This window comes from Acinetobacter sp. 8I-beige (assembly GCF_902505955.1).
Taxonomy (GTDB): domain Bacteria; phylum Pseudomonadota; class Gammaproteobacteria; order Pseudomonadales; family Moraxellaceae; genus Acinetobacter; species Acinetobacter johnsonii.
The window spans coordinates 1150879-1170573 of sequence record NZ_LR732790.1; the positions used below are offsets into that span (position 1 = coordinate 1150879).

At 40.7% G+C, this 19695-nt stretch carries 21 protein-coding genes; 19 read left to right on the forward strand and 2 right to left on the reverse strand.

The genetic code is table 11. The features are described from left to right. Nucleotides 1-22: 22 nt before the first annotated feature. From GVX98_RS05460 to pyrF, 16 genes are all read left to right on the forward strand, one after another. A complete protein-coding gene (locus GVX98_RS05460) occupies nucleotides 23-796 on the forward strand; it encodes a TatD family hydrolase (protein WP_159127471.1) in 774 nt (257 codons plus the stop codon). Between the two features lie 45 nt (nucleotides 797-841). Next, nucleotides 842-1456 (forward strand): TetR/AcrR family transcriptional regulator, encoded by a 615-nt coding sequence (locus tag GVX98_RS05465; RefSeq protein WP_004696845.1) that lies wholly within the window; start codon nucleotides 842-844, stop codon nucleotides 1454-1456. 12 nt (nucleotides 1457-1468) lie between these two features. Then, a complete protein-coding gene (locus GVX98_RS05470; RefSeq protein ID WP_159127472.1) occupies nucleotides 1469-2038 on the forward strand; it encodes a type II secretion system protein in 570 nt (189 codons plus the stop codon). Nucleotides 2039-2072: 34 nt separating this feature from the next. Continuing rightward, nucleotides 2073-2474, forward strand: coding sequence for a type II secretion system minor pseudopilin GspI (gspI, locus tag GVX98_RS05475; RefSeq protein ID WP_159127960.1), 402 nt, complete (start codon nucleotides 2073-2075; stop codon nucleotides 2472-2474). Beyond that, nucleotides 2471-3091, forward strand: a complete 621-nt coding sequence (gspJ, locus tag GVX98_RS05480) for a type II secretion system minor pseudopilin GspJ (RefSeq protein WP_004984837.1) — start codon at nucleotides 2471-2473, stop codon at nucleotides 3089-3091. The genes gspI and gspJ overlap by 4 nt, the downstream gene beginning before the upstream one ends. Nucleotides 3092-3169: 78 nt before the next feature. After that, a complete protein-coding gene (gspK, locus tag GVX98_RS05485; RefSeq protein ID WP_159127473.1) occupies nucleotides 3170-4120 on the forward strand; it encodes a type II secretion system minor pseudopilin GspK in 951 nt (316 codons plus the stop codon). A 122-nt stretch (nucleotides 4121-4242) separates the two neighbouring features. Then, a complete protein-coding gene (locus tag GVX98_RS05490; protein WP_159127474.1) occupies nucleotides 4243-4839 on the forward strand; it encodes a 6-carboxytetrahydropterin synthase in 597 nt (198 codons plus the stop codon). A gap of 41 nt (nucleotides 4840-4880) precedes the next feature. Further along, complete coding sequence (gene ung, locus GVX98_RS05495; RefSeq protein WP_004696856.1) at nucleotides 4881-5594, forward strand: uracil-DNA glycosylase; 714 nt, start codon at nucleotides 4881-4883, stop codon at nucleotides 5592-5594. After that, complete coding sequence (locus tag GVX98_RS05500; RefSeq protein ID WP_159127475.1) at nucleotides 5591-6712, forward strand: enoyl-CoA hydratase/isomerase family protein; 1122 nt, start codon at nucleotides 5591-5593, stop codon at nucleotides 6710-6712. Before ung ends, GVX98_RS05500 begins: the two co-directional genes overlap by 4 nt. A 5-nt stretch (nucleotides 6713-6717) precedes the next feature. After that, nucleotides 6718-7218, forward strand: a complete 501-nt coding sequence (gene tadA / locus GVX98_RS05505) for a tRNA adenosine(34) deaminase TadA (RefSeq protein WP_004984825.1) — start codon at nucleotides 6718-6720, stop codon at nucleotides 7216-7218. 75 nt (nucleotides 7219-7293) lie between these two features. Further along, nucleotides 7294-7725 (forward strand): SRPBCC family protein, encoded by a 432-nt coding sequence (locus GVX98_RS05510; RefSeq protein WP_078388689.1) that lies wholly within the window; start codon nucleotides 7294-7296, stop codon nucleotides 7723-7725. Between the two features lie 17 nt (nucleotides 7726-7742). Then, on the forward strand, nucleotides 7743-8426 hold the full coding sequence (gene cmk / locus GVX98_RS05515; RefSeq protein ID WP_159127476.1) for a (d)CMP kinase: 684 nt from the start codon (nucleotides 7743-7745) through the stop codon (nucleotides 8424-8426). Nucleotides 8427-8539: 113 nt separating this feature from the next. Next, the gene (gene rpsA, locus GVX98_RS05520) at nucleotides 8540-10216 is read left to right on the forward strand and encodes a 30S ribosomal protein S1 (protein ID WP_004696863.1); all 1677 of its coding nucleotides are present in this window, start codon (nucleotides 8540-8542) and stop codon (nucleotides 10214-10216) included. 161 nt (nucleotides 10217-10377) lie between these two features. Next, nucleotides 10378-10683, forward strand: coding sequence for an integration host factor subunit beta (locus GVX98_RS05525; protein ID WP_004696865.1), 306 nt, complete (start codon nucleotides 10378-10380; stop codon nucleotides 10681-10683). A gap of 17 nt (nucleotides 10684-10700) precedes the next feature. Next, nucleotides 10701-11066, forward strand: coding sequence for a lipopolysaccharide assembly protein LapA domain-containing protein (locus GVX98_RS05530; protein ID WP_004696867.1), 366 nt, complete (start codon nucleotides 10701-10703; stop codon nucleotides 11064-11066). Between the two features lie 223 nt (nucleotides 11067-11289). Next, on the forward strand, nucleotides 11290-11985 hold the full coding sequence (pyrF, locus tag GVX98_RS05535) for an orotidine-5'-phosphate decarboxylase (RefSeq protein ID WP_171056743.1): 696 nt from the start codon (nucleotides 11290-11292) through the stop codon (nucleotides 11983-11985). A gap of 127 nt (nucleotides 11986-12112) precedes the next feature. Here pyrF and GVX98_RS05540 read toward each other — a convergent pair whose 3' ends face one another. Both GVX98_RS05540 and GVX98_RS05545 read right to left on the reverse strand, forming a co-directional pair. Next, nucleotides 12113-13021, reverse strand: coding sequence for a lysine exporter LysO family protein (locus GVX98_RS05540; RefSeq protein ID WP_004984813.1), 909 nt, complete (start codon nucleotides 13019-13021; stop codon nucleotides 12113-12115). Between the two features lie 45 nt (nucleotides 13022-13066). Beyond that, on the reverse strand, nucleotides 13067-14572 hold the full coding sequence (locus tag GVX98_RS05545; protein ID WP_159127477.1) for an NAD(P)/FAD-dependent oxidoreductase: 1506 nt from the start codon (nucleotides 14570-14572) through the stop codon (nucleotides 13067-13069). Nucleotides 14573-14720: 148 nt separating this feature from the next. Between GVX98_RS05545 and GVX98_RS05550 the strand changes: the two genes are divergently transcribed. The 3 genes from GVX98_RS05550 to GVX98_RS05560 all read left to right on the forward strand — a co-directional run bounded on the left by GVX98_RS05550 (nucleotide 14721) and on the right by GVX98_RS05560 (nucleotide 19490). After that, complete coding sequence (locus GVX98_RS05550; RefSeq protein ID WP_159127478.1) at nucleotides 14721-15728, forward strand: AraC family transcriptional regulator; 1008 nt, start codon at nucleotides 14721-14723, stop codon at nucleotides 15726-15728. Nucleotides 15729-15813: 85 nt separating this feature from the next. Continuing rightward, nucleotides 15814-16965, forward strand: coding sequence for a cell division protein ZapE (gene zapE / locus GVX98_RS05555; protein ID WP_004984806.1), 1152 nt, complete (start codon nucleotides 15814-15816; stop codon nucleotides 16963-16965). A gap of 362 nt (nucleotides 16966-17327) precedes the next feature. Then, a complete protein-coding gene (locus GVX98_RS05560; RefSeq protein WP_159127479.1) occupies nucleotides 17328-19490 on the forward strand; it encodes a malate synthase G in 2163 nt (720 codons plus the stop codon). Nucleotides 19491-19695: the final 205 nt, after the last annotated feature.

Genomic DNA, 19695 nt, shown 5'->3' on the forward strand with positions numbered 1-19695 from the left:
GTATATGAAGTAGGAAATGCCTGTGTTTGTAGATACACACTGCCATTTAACCATGCTGGATTTAACCCCTTATGATGGGGATTTGGATTTAGCATTAGCGCAAGCACGTGCAGCGGGCGTTCATCGCTTTATGAGTATCTCGGTTGATCTTGATGATCATCTTGAGCTAGCAAAAATTGCGGCACGGCATGATGATGTGGGCTATAGCGTCGGGGTGCATCCTTGTGAAGATCCTGAAACCATGGCCCGCGCGACCACAGACTATTTAATTGAGTTGGCACAGCCTGAAAAAGTTTGGGCAATTGGTGAGACTGGGCTCGATTATTTTCATAGTACAGATTTCATCGCTGAGCAAAAAGACTGTTTTGCACGACATATTCATGCTTCACAAGCTGTAAAAAAACCAGTTGTTGTGCATACCCGTTCTGCCAAGCACGATACTGTCGATATTATTCGCGCCGAAAAATCGACCCATGGAATTTTGCATTGCTTTACCGAAGACTGGGAAACGGCTAAAGCTGTTTTAGACTGCGGTTACTATGTGTCATTTTCAGGGATTGTATCTTTTAAAAATGCGCAAGACCTGCGTGATGTGGCGAAGCAAGTTCCTTTGGATCGCTTATTAATTGAGACGGATAGTCCTTATTTGGCACCGATGCCATATAGAGGAAAGTCTAATGAGCCAAAGTACGTTCCTTATGTAGCCAAAGCCTTGGCAGATGTATATGATAAGTCCTTGGAAGAGATGGCTTTCATCACAACACAGAACTTTGAAAACCTTCTCAACATGAAGTAAATAAATTGAAACGATAAAAGCGTATAAGAGAGTACTAGGGTGAAAATGGATCGTCAGGCTCAGTTTCGAGCAAGAGAAGCGTTAATTTTCCAAGTGGCTGAACAGTTGCTTTTAGAAAATGGCGAAGCAGGGATGACCCTTGATGCATTGGCTGCGGAATTAGATCTAGCAAAAGGTACGCTTTATAAACATTTTCAAAGTAAAGATGAACTCTATATGTTGCTCATTATTCGTAATGAGCAAATGTTGCTTGAAATGATTAAAGATACGGATAAGCAGTTCCCTGAACATCTAGCATTTTTTATGTTACATCATTTGCATCATCCTGAACGCACGGTGTTGTTTCATCAAATAGAAGAGCGATTATCGACCACGGGTGTTGGGATCTATCATTTATTTACTGAACTTTATCAAATTCGAAAGCAACGTCTACGTTTAATTATTCGTATGACCGAGCGGTATTTGGAGTCGATAGAGAGTCAAATGACAGTTCGTGATTATTTGGCATCGATTTGGTCTTTAACGCATGGTGCAGCTGCGATTTTGAACTCTAGTTTTTATCAACGATATTTGGGTTCGCGTGATACTTTGCGCGTGGCCTACATTGACCAAGCTCTGGCAATGCCTAAACAAACGGGCGCAGCAGGTTATCTTGCTTAGCGGATAGGATGTATGAAACAGAAACCACCTTCAAGGATTCAAGGATTTACACTGGTTGAATTGATGGTGGTTATTGTTATTATGGCTATTATGGCGTCATTGGTGATGTTGAATATCAATGGGGTCGATCAACGTAAAGCAGCGCAAGCCCGTGATTTTTTTATCATGGATGTACAGAAAATTGCACGTGAGGCAAATGATCAAGCACGTGTTTTGGCACTAGAGGTTCATCCTGCGACCGATGTGGCTGATTTTTCTTATGCTGTTGTTGAATATAAAAATCCTCAATTTAGCATAACCACAGAACAACAACATAATGCAATGCTTAATCAACAAAAATGGCAAAAATATAATGAGTTCCCACAGCAAGTGTTAGCCAAAAATGTTTCTTTTGCTGTGCAATCCTTAGACTATGATGTTTCCCAAGCCCGAAACGATGATTTAACCCAAGAGAATGCACCTAAACTGATTTGGTTGGGGAATGGCGAAGCAAAACCTGTTCGTATTCAATTTTATTATGCCAATGAGCCCGTGGGTGCAGAAATTGAAATTGATCATTTGGGTAAAATAAATGCGAGCTAAAGATTTAAAGAATAGTCTGCCAGCTTGTGCTCGGATGAAACATTATTTCATTAATCCTCACTCAGGATTTACATTGCTGGAAGTGATGGTGGCACTGGCTATTTTTGCTACAGCAGCGGTCGCTTTAACCAAAGTGGGTATGCAATATACTCAGTCTACAGCCCACGCCATCTTGCGTACCAAGGCACAATTTGTTGCCTTGAATGAAATTTCGATTATGGAAATCAATCGTGATTGGCTACAAGGCACGGCCTCTAAACAAATCACCCAACAAGGTGAAACTTGGCAAATTGATAAATCAGCGCAGGCAACGATTAGTACTAATGTGCAACGCGTCAATGTACAAGTGAGCTTGGTGAATACTGAAACTGGAAAAGTAGATTCGGGTGTTACGAGTTTAGTTTTTTTTAACCATCGTGATGGAACCCAACCATGACAAAACGCTCAGGCTTTACTTTGGTTGAGTTATTGGTGGCAATCGCGATTTTTGCTGTGCTTTCAGCTCTGGGTTGGAAGGTTTTTGATTATCTGATCAAGATTAAAGAGCGAAATACCCAACATGAACAACGCTTAGGTCAGCTACAAGAAGCATATCAGCAAGTGTTACGTGACACGGTGCAAATTGTTCCAATTACTGCCAATGTTGCAGGGCAGGTTCAACCCGCAGTCATGTTGCAAAATGGTCAGTTAACCTTTAGTAAAACTGGCGTGACTGATCCTTTGATGCAAGGCATACCGCCTGAAGAGCGAGTTGAATATATTTATAAAGCAGATGAAAAAAAACTGTACCGTTATAAATATAAAAATTTAAATCAAACCGGTAATGATCAACCTGAAACCAGTGTTTTACTTGATTCAGTTGATCAATTTCAAATTATGTTACTCAATCCCAATGAAATGGCACAATGGCCTGAGGTGGCATTGAGTGAAAATGATGTAACTCAGGCAAAAATACTACCGCGCGGTTTAAAAATAAACCTCACTGTCAATGAAGTGAGTTATGAATGGGTGTTTAGTTTATTAAATACAGACTTTTTAAAACAAAAAAATTAAGTTGCAGGATATGAAACTCACGGACTCTATGCAAAACCATTTTTCCTTAAATGTCTTCGTTGTAAATAGGTGGATGTTTTGAAGCGCTATCAGCATGGCATTGCATTGATCACCATTTTGGTGATGGTGGCTTTAGCAACCATCCTTGCGGCTACGATTGCGAAACATCAGCACAATACCGCAGAGAGTACGGCTTATTTAATGAGACAAAACCAAGCTCTGTTATACGCAAAAAGTGCTGAAGCTTTTTTTTCTGAGCTGTTGGTGGATGATGCTCAAAATGCAGCAGAGGTCGATCATCTACAAGAAACGTGGGCGAAGCCCATGCCTGCTTTTCCAGTGGAAGATGGTTTTGTTTCTGGGCGTTTAGAAGATGAGTCAGGAAAATTTAATTTAAATGCTTTAGTTAAGTCGGATAAAAAGCCGAATGAGGCTGCAAAACTTTGGTTTGAAAAGCTATTGGTACGTGTTGGGTTACCTGCGCAACTTTCAGAAGCAGTGATTGATTGGCAAGATGAAGATGATGAAGTCAGTGGGCCGATGGGTGCTGAATCTGCTTATTATCAAAGTTTAGCTCAGGGTTACTTGGCGCCAAATCGTGCTTTTTATAATGTTGAACAGTTGAAGTTGGTGCGTGGGTTTGAGGGGCGTAACTATCAACTGATTGCACCTTATGTGAGTGCTTTACCGAGTAATGAATTAAAGGTGAATGTAAATACTGCACCTGCGCTGGTGTTGGCCAGCATTGATCCTAAGTTGGATGTATCTGCTATTCAAAATTTACAAAGGCAAAGACAGGCCAATTTGGAGCATTTTTCCAATGTTAATGAACTGTGGGAGGTTGATCCATTTAAACAAGTGGACGAGGCTCAGCGGGCTGCTGTTAATGATTTTCTCGGGGTTCAATCGAACTATTTTAAAGCCAGAATTGAAGTGCTGCTGAGTGAGCGTAAGCGTCAGTTTAGTAGTGATTTGGTGCGAAAAGATCAAGCGGTATATGTGGCTTATCGCAGTATGTCACCTTTTTAAAGGCTAAATGTAAGGCTGATATGATTTACCAATTGGATTGAACAATAAAATAAATGAGCATAGGTTTACTTTTGCTTTATAATTAAAGTCAATTCTCAGAAAGTTTGATTGCATTACGGCATATGTTAATTCGTAAGTTATTTAAGTTTGAAAATGCCCATATTGTACGCAATTGTACATCGGATCGTTGTAAACGCTCCATTCATGGTCATAGTTATAAAGTTGAATTACTCCTCAGAGCATCGAAATTAGATCATGGTCAAATGGTTTATGACTTTGGCTTGCTGAAAGGGGTGATTAAAGACCTTTATGACTCTTTTGATCATGCGATTTGTTTTTGGCAAAACGATGATCCAGAATATATCCAAGCATGTAAAACATTTAGTGCACGTTGGGTGTCGCTACCTGTTTCGCCATCGGCTGAACAATTTTCACGTATTTTCTTTTATCTTGCACAACAAGTACTCGCATCGACCGTGACTCAAAACGGTGAAGGCGATGTAGAGGTGTACTCGGTGATTGTGCATGAGACCGATACGGGCTATGCGCAGAGTTTTATTGAAGATATTGAAAATGTACAGATGGGGCTTTTAGATTTAAGCCAGATCGAGTTTTCAGAACAAATCCAAGCGGAATGGGCGGACACTGAAATGTATACCAAATTAAAAGAAGGTATCCAATTTCACAATCCGAATGTAGAATTGCAAGTGAAACTGTGAAATTTGTCACGGAATATACAGTAAGGGAATAAGGCGCAAGTATGTCTTTAACAGAACAACAGCAAACCAAGCTTGATAAAATTCAGCTGGATGCCAGTTGGAAACATGGATTAAGTGACTTTTTGCTTAGTACTAAGATGGATGCGTTAAAGCAGTTTCTTGTTACAGAAATAAAAGCGAATAAAGTGATTTATCCGCCAAATGCGCTGATTTTTAATGCATTTAATACGACGCCTTTGGCGAATGTAAAAGTGGTAATACTCGGACAAGACCCATATCATGGGCCGAATCAAGCACATGGGCTCAGTTTCTCTGTGCAAAAGGGGCTTGCTTTACCACCATCTTTACGTAATATTTTCCATGAGTTAAATAAAGATTTAGGAATTGATATTCCTAAACATGGGGATTTAACTCGTTGGGCGCAGCAAGGCGTTTTGCTGTTGAACAGTGTATTAACCGTTGAAGCTGGTCAACCCACATCACATCAAAAACAAGGTTGGGAAGATTTTACCGATCATGTGATTGATGTTTTAAATGAACAGCGTGAGCATATTGTTTTTATTCTTTGGGGAGCATATGCGCAGCGGAAAGGACAACGGATTGATCAAGAAAAGCATTTGGTGTTAAAGGCGGCACATCCGTCACCTTTGGCAGCAAACCGTGGTGGATTCTTCGGTTGTAAAGTTTTTTCAAAATCCAATAATTATCTTAAACAACATGGCATTGAGCCTATAGATTGGCAGCTGGACGCATGACATATTCTTCCGTTTCTAAAAACTACCATCCAGATTTGATTGTAGAAGAAGCAAAAAATGGTTGGCGCATTGTTCGTCTGAATAGACCAAAATCACTTCACGCTTTAGATGAAACGATTGTTTCAGCTTTATTTGAAGTGTTTCAAGATTTTCATAGCGATGATGCAGTAAAAGCCATTTGGTTGGATTCAACCACACCAAAAGCGTTCTGTGCGGGCGGTGATGTACGTAAACTTCGTCAACTGGTGATTAACGATGAAGTTGAAACAGCTAATCAGTTCTTTGAGCAAGAATATGCGTTAGATTTATTACTACACAACTATGCTAAGCCTGTCTTGGTATGGGGTGAAGGCTATGTCATGGGCGGTGGTTTAGGTCTGTTTATGGCAGCGCCATTTCGTTTGGTGACACCGCATTCACGTTTAGCGATGCCTGAAATTAATATTGGTTTGTACCCAGATGTGGGTGCAACGCGTTTCTTGGCGGATCGTGGTGCAATTGGTTTGTTCACGGGCTTAACGGGTTCAATCATGACGGCTGCGGGCGCATATGGTATTGGTTGGGCAACACACATCTGTGATGCGCAGCGTAATACGGTGCTTGAGAAAGTCATCAATATAGACTGGAGTCATTATCCAGCAGGTGATTTTAGAGCCATTGATGACACATTAAACAGTATGCACCGTCCGGTAGGCCCAGGTCCATTACAGAACTCTTTGGATGTCATTCATAGTGTATGTCGTGGTGTGAACTTCGAGCATGATTATGATGCTATTGTTGGTTTAAGTGATGCGCGTAGCGATTGGCTTCGTCAAGCCAGTGAGAACTTACAAAAAGGCTCACCAACAACGGCTGCATTAACATGGTTGCTATGGCAGTGGGGCAAGCAGGTTCATTCTTGGAATGAAGTGTTTGAGCTTGAAACGCAAATTTCGGACTGGAAAATTCGTCATGCAGACTTTGTTGAGGGTGTGCGTGCGCGTTTAGTGGATAAAGACTTATCGCCAGCCTGGAAACAAGGGGCTAGTAATAGCTTAAAGGGTATTTTCGCTGGTAATCCACCAACAACGAGTATTGAAAGCTGGAATGAACTCCTTAAACATTATGATGTAATCTAATCTTTATGACTGATGTTTTAAAAACAGATAGTGAATGGATGCAGCTTGCTTTAGAGCAGGCTGCTATTGCGGCGTCAAAAGGTGAAGTCCCGGTTGGGGCAGTCATTGTGAGTCAAAATAAAATTATTGGTTCGGGCTTTAATGCGCCTATTACGCTAAATGATCCTACCGCACATGCTGAGGTTCAAGCACTGCGCGATGCCTGTCAAAATACACAAAACTATCGTTTGCCTGATGATGCGGTCATGTACGTGACGCTCGAGCCTTGTACCATGTGCGTGGGCGCTTTGGTGCATGCACGTGTTTCAAAAGTCGTATTTGGTGCGACAGAGCCGAAAGCGGGTTCTCTTATAAGTGCACGTAAATTATTTGAAACAGGCTATTACAATCATCAGTTCTTGGTTGAGTCAGGTTGTTTACATGAGCAATGCTCGCAGCAGCTCAGTCACTTTTTTAAAATGCGCCGCGAACAAAAGCGACTATCCCGTCTACAAGAAAAGGGATGAATGAATTCGTAAAATAATAATTTCATGTAAAATGAAATGACAATAATTATTGTCAAATAAGGCGCTGGAACAATCATGAACAATATTCAGATTAAAAAAGAATTTAATGCACCCATAGAGCAGGTGTTTGATTTACTTTCTAAACACTCAACCTATAACGTCGCTTTTGCACCAGTTCAAGTGGTGCGAGTGAAAGACTCGGCAGATCCAGAACGTCCAGATGGACTTGGTTCTGTACGTCGTATGGGTTTTGGTCCAATTAAACCACTACAAGAGCAAATCACATTAATGAATGTGAATGAGCGTATTGAATACAAGATTATTAAAAATCCACTCATCAAACATCATTTGGGTATTATTGAGTTTGAGCCGATTGACTCGAATAAAACTTTAGTGACCTATACGATTGAATTACAGGCACGTGCACCTTTTGTAAGTAAATTAATCCTTGCACAGCTTAAATCTGCGATTAAACTAGGTTTTTCAAAACTCGCTAAATCTGTATAACAAACTTTGGGTAAGCAATGACAGTTCAAATAATCACAATTGATGGTCCAAGTGGTTCGGGTAAGGGCACACTGGCTGCAAAAATAGCAGCCCATTATCAATTCCATTTACTTGATTCGGGAGCGTTATATCGCTTGTTGGGCCTGTCATTGCATCAACAGGATTTGTTGGATGCTTTGTCAGGCGAACTGAGTCAGTGTGTCGAAATTGCTAAACATTTAGACATACAATTTTTAAGTTCTGCACAAGGCACACAAGTCTTGCTCAATGGTGAGGATGTTAGTCAAACCATTCGAACTGAGCGAGTTGGTGAGTTTGCATCAAAAGTTGCAACAATTCCTGAGCTTAGAGCTGCGCTAGTCGATCGTCAGCATGCTTTTGCACAAGCGCCAGGCTTGGTTGCAGATGGCCGAGACATGGCAACATCTATCTTTCCAGAGGCTCAAGCCAAGATTTATTTAACCGCTTCAGCCCAATCTCGTGCTGAACGCAGAGTAAAGCAGTTGCAGGGTATGGGGCTGGATGCTAAAATAAACGATATTTTAGCTAATATTGAGGCGCGTGATAAACGTGACATGGAGCGCGAAGTTGCTCCACTCAGACCAGCAGCTGATGCCTACATCATTGATAGTTCTGAATTGAACATTGATGAGGTATTTCAGCTTATGACGGCTTATATCGATAAGCAATTAGCAAACTAACGAATTTTTATATTCAGCAGAAGCATAGCTTGATCAGTTCAAAATGGACTATGTAGACGCTTAACTAAACCGGCCTTGTCTGATCCAAGACCGCTGACTTTATCAGGTATATCATGACCGAATCTTTTGCAGCCCTCTTTGAAGAAAGCGAATTAAACCTCAACGTTGAAAAGGGTGCTGTCATCCAAGGCGTTGTAGTAAACATCGATTCTGATTGGGTAACAGTTGACACTGGCCTTAAATCAGAAGGTATTGTTGACCGCGCTGAATTCTTAAATGAACAACGCGAACTTGAAGTTCAAGTTGGCGACACTGTTGATGTTGTTGTTGAAGCGCTTGACAACGGCATGGGTCAAACAGTTTTATCACGTGAAAAAGCGAAACGTGCTGAAACTTGGACTAAACTTGAAAAAATCTTTGAAGACGGCGAAATCGTTACTGGTGTTATCTCTGGTAAAGTTAAAGGCGGTTTCACTGTTGACATCGGTCCAGTTCGTGCGTTCCTTCCAGGTTCTTTAGTTGATACTCGTCCTATTCGTGATACTACTCACTTAGAAGGTAAAGAGTTAGAATTCAAAGTAATCAAACTTGATGCTAAACGTAACAACGTTGTTGTATCTCGTCGTGCTGTTATGGAAGCTGAATCTTCAGCTGACCGTGAAGCTCTTCTTGCTCAGCTTGAAGAAGGTCAAACAGTTACTGGTACTATCAAAAATCTTACTGACTACGGCGCATTCGTTGACCTTGGCGGTATTGATGGTCTTCTTCACATCACTGACATGGCTTGGAAACGTATCAAGCACCCATCAGAAGTTGTTGAAGTTGGTCAAGAAGTTACTGTTAAAGTACTTAAGTTTGACAAAGAACGTAACCGCGTATCTTTAGGTCTTAAGCAATTAGGCGAAGATCCATGGTTAGCGATCATGAATCGTTACCCTAAAGGTTCAATCGTTAAAGCTCGCGTAACTAACTTAACTGACTACGGCTGTTTCGCAGAAATCGCTGAAGGCGTTGAAGGTTTAGTACACGTTTCTGAAATGGACCACACTAACAAAAACATCCACCCATCTAAAGTTGTTCAGATTGGTGATGAAGTTGATGTTATGGTTCTTGAAGTTGACGAAGAGCGTCGTCGTATTTCTCTTGGTATCAAACAAACTCGTGCTAACCCATGGGAAGAGTTTGCTAAGAACCACGACAAAGGTGAAAAAGTTTCAGGTACGATCAAGTCAATCACTGACTTCGGTATCTTCATCGGTCTACCAGGCGGTATCGATGGTCTAGTTCACTTGTCTGATATTTCTTGGAACGAGCAAGGCGAAGAAGCTATCCGTCGTTACAAGAAAGGTGACACAGTTGAAGCGGTTATCTTGTCTGTAGACGCTGAAGGCAACCGTATCAGCCTTGGCATCAAGCAAATGAACAGCGATCCGTTCAACGATTTCTTAGCTGCTAACGAACGCGGTGCACTTGTAAAAGGTACTGTAACTGCTGTTGACGCTCGTGGCGCAACACTTAAGTTAGCTGACGAAGTTGAAGCGACTCTTAAAGCATCTGAAATCAACCGCGACCGCGTTGAAGATGCAACTAAGTTCCTTGAAGTTGGTCAAGAAGTTGAAGCGAAAATCATCAACGTAGATCGTAAATCTCGCTCTATCAACTTGTCTATCAAAGCGAAAGACGAAGCTGAAGAGAAAGAAGCAGTTGCTAACTTGAAGACAGCAACTACTGGTCAAGACAATGGTCCTAAGACTATTGGTGATTTGATCAAAGCTCAAATGGGCAACTAAGTAGATGTTTGAATTGTATTGTTAATGTAAGTTAACTAATACTTTTTACACAAATACAATAAACGGTAGCGTAGTATTCACTTATTACGCTACCGTTTTGTATTTAAACAGGTTATTATCAATCTATCTACAAGGTAGCTTGATAATTAAAGAGGTCGCAGATGACTACTGAAGCACTTAATAAGTCTGACTTAATAGAGCGTATTTCTCTTAAAAACCCGCACTTAGCAGAGCCATTAGTGGAAGAAGCTGTTAAGATTATGATTGATCAAATGATTGCATCTTTGTCTTCTGATAATCGTATTGAAATTCGTGGTTTTGGTAGTTTTGCACTCCATCACCGTGAACCTCGTGTTGGGCGTAATCCTAAAACGGGTAAGTCGGTAGAAGTGGCTGCTAAAGCTGTTCCACATTTCAAACCAGGTAAAGCATTACGTGATGCAGTAAACGAGACTGCAGGCGAATAAAATTTATTGGGGTGCTTATGCGTTACGTATTATTCGCATTATTAATTGTACTGTTTGGCTACTGCCTAGCTTTAGTGCTACAAAACGGAACTGAGCTAACCGTTGATCTGTTGTTTATACAGGTTCCAGCAATGCGTTTAGGCCTATTGTTATTATTAACAATGGCTTTAGGGATTGTGTTGGGTTTGTTAATTGGTGTTCAGGTATTTCGTGTATTCCAGAAAGGTTGGGAAATTAAGCGACTACGTAAAGACATTGATCACCTTCGTAAAGAGCAGATTCAATCCGCTCAGTTGGCTGCTGCTGAAGCTGCAGCACATACAAGACATGAAAAAACAGTGTTAGATATCAATCCTAATGATCGTCCATCTACACCGCTTTAAGCCACAATATGAAGTAAGATTTCTATCTTAGAAGTATTGAAGAAAGTTTGATTTAAACGCCTTTGGATATATAGCCAAAGGCGTTTTTTATTGTGCTTTAAAATATTGATAACTATATAAAAAGCATATGAATAAAGAACTTAGTTTGAATTTTAAATGGTTTTTAGAAAAATAGTCTTGGTCGTTTTAGGCTTAATCCGTATAATGCCATAATTTTGTGAGTTTGAAGGGTCTCCCCATGAGTATTATTGTTGCCTTAGACGCAAAAAGTCATTATGACGCAATGACGATTGCTGGGCAATTAGACCCTCAATTATGCCGTGTAAAAGTCGGTAAAGAATTATTTACCCATGAAGGCTCATCTATTGTTAAAGCTTTACATGGTGAAGGCTTTGAAGTCTTTCTAGATCTAAAATTTCACGATATTCCAAATACGACTGCGCAAGCGGTATGTGCTGCTGCAGATATGGGGGTTTGGATGGTAAACGTCCATGCTTCAGGTGGCCGTAAAATGATGGAAACCTGTGTTGAGCGCTTAAAGGCTGGCAATTATAATACTCAACTAATTGCAGTAACGGTGTTAACCTCGATGGGCCGTGAAGATTTAGCCGATATTGGTCTAGATATTGAACCATTTGAACAAGTCAAGCGTCTAGCAAAACTGACTAAAGACAGTGGTTTAGATGGTGTGGTATGTTCAGCGCAAGAAGCAAAAATGCTGCGTGAGGCTTTGGGTTCAGAGTTTGCCTTGGTGACGCCGGGCATTCGCCCTGAGGGTTCAAGTGCGGATGACCAAAAGCGTATTGTAACGCCAAAACAAGCAATGTTAGACGGTGCAACACACCTAGTGATTGGTCGACCAATTACACAGTCTGCAAACCCGTGTCAGATGCTCAAAGATATTTTAGCGACGCTTTAAGCGACTAGAAATCTAAAAAGCCTTTCATTCGAAAGGCTTTTTTATGGATTAAATTTTAAAAAGAATTGTTGGTGAGCGAAGTGGCAATAGCAAAATAAAAAGACAGCATTGAATAGAGCGCTACGCTTTATAGTGCAGCCAATACGCTGACGACAATTGGTGCCAAAACTGACAGGATGAAACCGCTCACCATGGCATGTGGAATAAAGTCATTCCCACAGGCTTGTTTGACCATCGGTAGTGTAACATCCATTGCTGTAGCACCTGCAGATGAAATCGCAGAGCGGGGGTAACGCCAGCCAATGATATACATAAACACAATCGCAAAGATTTCTCTGAACAAATCATTCATCAGTGCAATACTGCCTAAATGTGCATTCTTTAACTCTGTGACCACAATGCCAGTCATGGAGTAGAAACCATAACCTTGAGATAACATAATCAAGTCTTTTAGTTGAATGCTCGGCACAAAATAGGCTGTTACAAACGCCCCGATAATTGAACCCAGAATACAACCAAGTGGAACGAGCAGTATTTTCCAGTTCAACCATGAGCGATCAAGTGGTGAATAGGCCAAATCAAGCCCGATCAGGAACATGAAAACCAGTAACAAGTTCCATGTACTGATATGAAGTGTATAGCCGAAACCTGAAGATAGCTCTGCCAAGCCATAACCCAAGGCCAGTGCGATAAATGCATAACTGATATTGATTAATGACTTGCTCACAAGGCTCATGGATACTTTGCCATGACTCGGTTGGTAGCCCAAAAGTTTAAATAATATGTAACAACAGACGAAAGCACCGATACTGGTCATAACTGCTAAAAGCGCTGCATGATTGAGTATCTGCCAAGGTTCGGCAATGCTATGCAAAGTCGTTGAAAACTCAATCGCAATTGCGATTAAGAGAATATACGTAAAATAGGGCAGGATTTGAAAGGCAAGTCGTTCAAGCCATTTGGGTAAACGACGCGCCAAAACAAATCCAAGTGCTAAACAAATAAGAAGCTGAAAAATCAACCAAAACGATTGCATGTCAAATAAAGTGTGAATAAATACTAACTTATTATGACCGCGATCTTAATTTATTGCTTGACTATCTTGCTTAGAATTTAAAAAACGATAGTCTGCTGGATTGGCTTTTCGTGTTTTTAGCCAATACTTCCATGTATAGCTGGGCCATAAAGAGAAATTTTTCCCATCCGCTTGTTGATACCAGCTGACGCAGCCAGATTGCCAAATGGTATCTGTAAATTGACTTTGTAAATGCTGATTAAATTGATCTTGAATATCTGCTTTCACAACGATCGCTTGAGATTGGGTTTTTTGTGCCATCTCGATGAGCTGTAGAATGTAATTTACTTGTGACTCAATCATAAAAATAACCGAGTTATGACCTAAGACCGTATTAGGCCCTAAAAGCTGAAATAAGTTTGGGAAACCTTTGGTGCTAATTCCATAGTAACTTTCGGCCCCATCTTTCCATGCGTCTGTAAGCTCGACATGATTCAGTCCTGTACAGCTAAAGGATTTAAGATAAATACGTGGGTCAGTCACAAAACCTGTGCCATAGATGAGGCAGTCAATTGCACGCTTTTTCCCATCTTTGGTGATGATACTGTCCTCAGTTAATTCCAAAATATCATCGGTAACCAATTCAACATTTTTACGGTTAAAGCTTGGGTAATACTTGTTGGAGACCAAAATGCGTTTACAACCCATAATATAGTTGGGAATTAACTTATCTGCGGTTACAGGGTCTTTGACTTGATGGCGAATATAGGCTTCTGCTAGTTTTTGTGCATATTTCATGACCTGTGGTTTCATAATGGGAACTACACGAGATTCATTTGTCCAATACAGACGAGCTCGATGAATTTTTCGAAACCAATCAAATCGATTAAACAGTGTTTTTTCAATGGGTAAATAACGACGTTCATCCCGAGGAATAACCCATGCAGCTGTCCTTTGTATTACGTAGAGTTGCTTCACTTTTTCTGCAATTTCAGGAATATATTGAATCGCGCTCCCCCCAGTGCCAATAGAGGCAACATTTTTATTGCTGAGGTTATAGTCATGATCCCACTGTGATGAATGGAAAACTTTGCCTTTAAATTTCTCGATACCCGCAATACGCGGAATTTGTGGTACATGCAGCGGACCAGATGCGAAAATGACAAATTGAGCGGTTAGAGTTTTATTTTGATTGAGAGTAAGTTGCCATAAACACTGATTTTCTAAGTAATGTGCAGCACAGACTTCGGTGTTAAAGCGGATATAAGACTGCAATTGATGCTCAGCGGTAAGTGTTTGCATGTATTGATAAATTTCAGGTGCTTCAGCATAACGTTTAGACCAGTCGGTCTTGGGTGAAAAAGACAAGGAATAGAGATGTGACTGTACATCACAAGCAGCGCCCGGATATTGGTTTTCACGCCATGTGCCACCTATTACACTGGCTTTTTCCAAAATTACAAAATCACGAATATTGTTTTGTAAAAGACGAATAGCCATCGCTAAGCCACCAAAGCCTGCACCAATAATGGCGATTTTTACCTGAGGGGTTGTTGAATTTGCTGCCTGCATTTGTTTTTCCTTTTTGTTTTACTTTATTGTAGAGCAACTATCCAGAAGGTCTATGATAGCCCTGACAAGAAAATTGATAGATTCGGCAATTGTTGTACGCTAGGTGGCTGTAGTAAAACATAGGCCAATATTTTGCTTTTAATTGATTATGAAACGTTCTGTACTTGGCTTGATGTATTTGATTCAAGGAATGCGTAAAGCAGGAGTCGCAGTCGATCAAAAGTTACAAAGCATTGGCTTACGTGTGGAGTCGCTTGATCCGAATGCGATCATTCATCCTGCTCTAGAGTGGGATATTTTGAAAATCATTGCAGAGGATATTGAGCCTGAGCAAGGCTTGTTTATTGGTCAGCATTATGTTTTGGCAGGATATGGCCCCTTACTGATGTTATTGATGACCAGTCCAACGACACACACCGCTTTAGAGCAAGGTATTCGTTATCAAAGTTTGACGCATTTGAGTGGCTTATTGGGTTTGAAAAAACAAAATGATCAAGTTGCACTGTGTTATTTACCGAGAGACCTACAAACACCTGTGGGACAGTTGCGTGCACATTCTGAAATAGCGGGAACCTATAAGTTTTTACTAGATATTTATAAGATGATTGGGCTGGAGATACCTGAGATTCGAATTACATTACCGATTGCACGACCTGAAGATGCGAAAAAACTGGCGCTCTACCAGCAGGTTTATGGTCAGCAAGTGAGTTTTGGTACGCAGCAAGCTGAATTTTGGTTTGATGAGTGGGTTTTAAATGTACCAATTCCTTCAGCAGATTTGATGACATTTAACGTTTATGCAGGCAAATGTCAGGTGGAATTGCAGCGTTTGGAAGAAACGGCAGAGCAACCGAGTCTGATTCAACGTGTACAAGATTATTTGGAGTTGCAACGAGGTTTACTGCCGACCATGGCTGAAACCGCGCAAGCTTTGAATTTGCCAGAGCGAACCTTAAGACATCAGTTGCAACAGTTAAATAGCAGTTATAAACAAATTCGTGAGCAATTAATGAAAGATCGTGCACTACATTTGATGGAATATCAGGAATATTCCATTGAAATGATTGCAGAGTTATTGGGTTACTCGGAGCCTGCAGCCTTTAATCATGCATTTAAACGGTGGTTTGGTTACAGTCCACGACAATATGGGAAATAGCCTAAGCATAATTATGCCAAAGTGTTATATATTAACTTTTCCACTCCGCTATAATTGATATAGCCTAAAAACAGTATTAAATGATATGTCAGATTTTAATTCACCTACCGCATTCAGTCCTTTATCTCCTGCAGAGCGCTATGCGCAAGCCTTAGCATCTGGGCAGTTCATGTCTGATGAGGCACAAGCTCAGGCCGTTCATGAGCTGGATCGCGTTTGGCATGAATTAATTCAACGTTTTAAGGCATCTAAAAAAGCATTCCGTCGTTTCCGTCGTCAAACTTCTCCCCGTGGTGTGTATATGTGGGGTGGTGTAGGCCGTGGTAAAACATGGTTGATGGATCAGTTTTATGACTCAATTCCATTTCGTCGTAAAACACGTATGCACTTTCACCATTTTATGCAACATGTACATCGTGAGCTCAACAAGCTTTCAGGTCAGCGTAACCCTTTAGATGCGGTTGCGGATCAAATTTATAAAGAAGCAGTGGTCATTTGTTTCGATGAGTTCTTCGTCTCGAATGTTACGGATGCCATGATTCTCAGTGATTTGTTCCAAAAGCTTTTTGCACGTGGCATTACCTTGGTGGCAACCTCAAACATTGCGCCAGATGGTTTGTATAAAAACGGCATTCACCGTGATCGTTTCATTCCAACCATTGAAATGGTGAAACAGCAGTGTGTGATTTTAAATGTAGATGCAGGCGTGGACTACCGTTTACGTGTTTTAAAACAAGCGCAACTCTTTAAATCTCCTTTAACACATGAGCACCAACGTTGGATTGCACAGCGTTTTAGCGCATTGACACAGACCCAAAGCATTTCAGATGAGCCGATTATTATTAATAATCGTATTGTAGAAACGGTCGGGCATACTGAAGATGTTTTATGGTGTGAGTATTCAGAGCTGTGTTTAAAACCACGTAGTCCTGCTGACTTTATCGAAATTGCAAATATTTATAATACGGTGTTGGTGAGTAATGTTCCGCATTTGACCGATTATCTTTCTGAAGGGACGCGTCGTTTTATTTATCTGGTCGATGAGTTTTATGACCGTGGGGTAAAACTGATTTTAACCTCAGAAGATACAATTATCGATTTGTACTCTGGTGATAAATTAGCCTTTGAAATTGAACGCACGCGTTCACGTTTATTGGAAATGCAATCAGATGATTACTTGAATGAAGCGCATCGACAAATACAAGCTGAAGCAAGTAAACAACAAGAAGAAATTTAAAAATATAAGCACCCAAAAGGGTGCTTTTTTTATGTGCATTTTCATCGATTAATTTATCGACTTTTTTGAATAATCATGGCTTAATCAGGATTGAAAATAGGGAGAATATTGGTTTTAAGTGTAAAAAATATACAAAACTGCACTTAAGTCTAATTTCGGCATTTCAAAAACTTAATAAACTACTAAAGAGCATTTTGTAAATTGATAATGCTTGTGCCTTGAGCAGTATTTTATTTGGTAGTTTGTATACTTTATTAAATAAAAAATGATCACTATTTCGCACGGTGATATTACTATTCAGCCAAGTTTAAATCGGTATACTAGAATCTCTTGTATAAAAAGTAGCAATATCAGGAAAGACAATGACTGCACGTATTCAAAAAGGCAAGTTAGCGATTGCTAAAGAACTTTACGATTTCATCGAAAATGAAGCACTTCCAGGTTCAGGTTTGGACAGTGAAACTTACTGGAAAAACTTTGAACAAGTCGTTGTCGATCTTAGCCCAAAGAACAAAGCACTATTGGCTAAGCGTGACGACATTCAAGCGAAGATCGATGAATGGCACCGCAACAACAAATTTGAACTTGGAGCTTACAAAGCTTTCCTTACTGAAATTGGCTACTTAGTACCAGAAGTAGAAGATTTCCAAATCAGCACAGAAAATGTAGATGAAGAAATCGCATTATTGGCTGGTGCGCAATTGGTGGTACCTGTGCGTAATGCACGTTACTGCCTAAATGCTGCAAACGCACGTTGGGGCTCTTTATATGACGCACTTTACGGTTTTGACGTGATCCCAGAAGACGGTGGCGCGGAAAAGGGTAAAGGTTATAACCCTGTACGTGGCGGCAAAGTTATTGCATTTGCTAAAAACTTCTTAAATGAAACCTTCCCATTAGCAAATGGTTCGCATGCTGATGCGACAAAATATGCAGTTGAAGGCAAAAAGTTAGTTGTGACGTTAAATGATGGTTCAACATCGACTTTGGCTAAAGAAGCACAATTTGTTGGTTTCAATGGTGATGAAGCTGCACCAACAGAAATCGTACTTTTAAACAACGGCTTACACGTTGTGATTGAAATTGATGCGAACAGCCCAATTGGTAAAACAGATGCCGCTGGCGTAAAAGATTTAGTTCTTGAAGCTGCTGTAACGACTATTCAGGATTTAGAAGATTCGATCGCTGCTGTAGATGCAGAAGAGAAAGTTGAAGGCTACCGTAACTGGTTAGGTTTGATGAAGGGTACGCTTTCAGAGTCTATCGAGAAAAATGGTAAAACTGTTACGCGTACTTTGAATAAAGACCGTACACACAAAAACTTGATCGGTGGTGAAACGAAACTTCATGGCCGTTCATTGATGCTTCTTCGTAACGTGGGTCATCTCATGACCAACCCTGCGATTCTTGTAGATGGTGCTGAAATCTACGAAGGTATCATGGATGCATTAATCACTCCGCTCTTGTCTTTTGCAGACGTTAAAGGTGAAAACGAAAACAAGAACTCTCGTAAAGGTTCAATGTACATCGTAAAACCTAAAATGCATGGTCCTGAAGAAGTTGCTTTTGCGGTTGAGTTGTTTGAGCGTTCAGAACAAGCGCTTGGCCTGCCTGCAAAAACGTTAAAAATCGGTATCATGGATGAAGAGCGTCGTACTTCTGTAAACTTGAAAAACTGTATTGCTCAAGCGAAAGACCGTACGATCTTCATTAATACAGGTTTTATGGACCGTACAGGTGATGAAATCCATACCTTTATGGAAGCAGGTCCATTCGTTCGTAAGGGCGAAGTGAAATCACAAATTTGGTTCCCAGCATATGAAAACCGTAACGTGATGATCGGTCTTCAAGCGGGCTTACGTGGTAAAGCACAAATTGGTAAAGGCATGTGGCCAAAACCAGACATGCTTTTAGACATGTATAAAACCAAGATTGAACATCCAGAAGCGGGCGCAAGCTGTGCATGGGTTCCATCTCCATCTGGTGCTGTCATTCACGCGATTCACTACCACCAGTGCAACGTGTCTGAGCGTCAAAAAGAATTATTGAATACAGAGCCTTTATCTTTAGATGATTTGTTAACACCGCCTTTAGCAACAGATACCAACTGGACTGAAGAAGAGAAAACCAAAGAGCTTGAAAATAACCTTCAAGGGATCTTGGGTTATGTTGTACGTTGGGTTGACTTGGGTGTAGGTTGTTCGAAAGTTCCAGACATCAACAACGTTGGTTTAATGGAAGACCGTGCAACTTTACGTATTTCATCTCAACACGTTGCAAACTGGTTGCGTCACGGCATCGTATCTGCAGCGCAAGTTGAAGAAGTGATGCAGCGTATGGCGAAAATCGTTGATGAACAAAATGCAAACGATCCGCTTTACACACCTATGGCGCCAAGCTTCGATGGTTATGCATACAAAGCAGCGTATGACCTAGTGTTTAAAGGCGGTGAGCAGCCATCAGGTTATACAGAGCCACTTCTGCATGCTGCACGTTTGAAGTTAAAAGGTTATACAGGTGACTAATCTGTAAAGCTAAAAAAGCCTCTTCGGAGGCTTTTTTATTGGCTGAAATAAGTCGCACTATGTCTATGGAGAAAAACAATAAGACTGATTTAATTTTGGGTAATAGTGATCTATAGATTGGCGCTTGCTTAGAGCTATGAATGGGTTTAAGCCTAGTGTGAAATAAGTATCTCGACTAGACGCTGCGGATAAAAGCCTTATACAA

Coding starts and splice junctions, on each gene's coding strand:
- GVX98_RS05465 (WP_004696845.1), top strand. CDS start 842: ATGGATCGTCAGGCTCAGTTTCGAGCAAGAGAAGCGTTAATTTTCCAA.
- GVX98_RS05470 (WP_159127472.1), top strand. CDS start 1,469: ATGAAACAGAAACCACCTTCAAGGATTCAAGGATTTACACTGGTTGAA.
- gspI (WP_159127960.1), top strand. CDS start 2,073: ATGAAACATTATTTCATTAATCCTCACTCAGGATTTACATTGCTGGAA.
- gspJ (WP_004984837.1), top strand. CDS start 2,471: ATGACAAAACGCTCAGGCTTTACTTTGGTTGAGTTATTGGTGGCAATC.
- GVX98_RS05490 (WP_159127474.1), top strand. CDS start 4,243: ATGTTAATTCGTAAGTTATTTAAGTTTGAAAATGCCCATATTGTACGC.
- ung (WP_004696856.1), top strand. CDS start 4,881: ATGTCTTTAACAGAACAACAGCAAACCAAGCTTGATAAAATTCAGCTG.
- GVX98_RS05500 (WP_159127475.1), top strand. CDS start 5,591: ATGACATATTCTTCCGTTTCTAAAAACTACCATCCAGATTTGATTGTA.
- tadA (WP_004984825.1), top strand. CDS start 6,718: ATGACTGATGTTTTAAAAACAGATAGTGAATGGATGCAGCTTGCTTTA.
- GVX98_RS05510 (WP_078388689.1), top strand. CDS start 7,294: ATGAACAATATTCAGATTAAAAAAGAATTTAATGCACCCATAGAGCAG.
- cmk (WP_159127476.1), top strand. CDS start 7,743: ATGACAGTTCAAATAATCACAATTGATGGTCCAAGTGGTTCGGGTAAG.
- rpsA (WP_004696863.1), top strand. CDS start 8,540: ATGACCGAATCTTTTGCAGCCCTCTTTGAAGAAAGCGAATTAAACCTC.
- GVX98_RS05525 (WP_004696865.1), top strand. CDS start 10,378: ATGACTACTGAAGCACTTAATAAGTCTGACTTAATAGAGCGTATTTCT.
- GVX98_RS05530 (WP_004696867.1), top strand. CDS start 10,701: ATGCGTTACGTATTATTCGCATTATTAATTGTACTGTTTGGCTACTGC.
- GVX98_RS05540 (WP_004984813.1), bottom strand. CDS start 13,021: ATGCAATCGTTTTGGTTGATTTTTCAGCTTCTTATTTGTTTAGCACTT.
- GVX98_RS05545 (WP_159127477.1), bottom strand. CDS start 14,572: ATGCAGGCAGCAAATTCAACAACCCCTCAGGTAAAAATCGCCATTATT.
- GVX98_RS05550 (WP_159127478.1), top strand. CDS start 14,721: ATGAAACGTTCTGTACTTGGCTTGATGTATTTGATTCAAGGAATGCGT.
- zapE (WP_004984806.1), top strand. CDS start 15,814: ATGTCAGATTTTAATTCACCTACCGCATTCAGTCCTTTATCTCCTGCA.
- GVX98_RS05560 (WP_159127479.1), top strand. CDS start 17,328: ATGACTGCACGTATTCAAAAAGGCAAGTTAGCGATTGCTAAAGAACTT.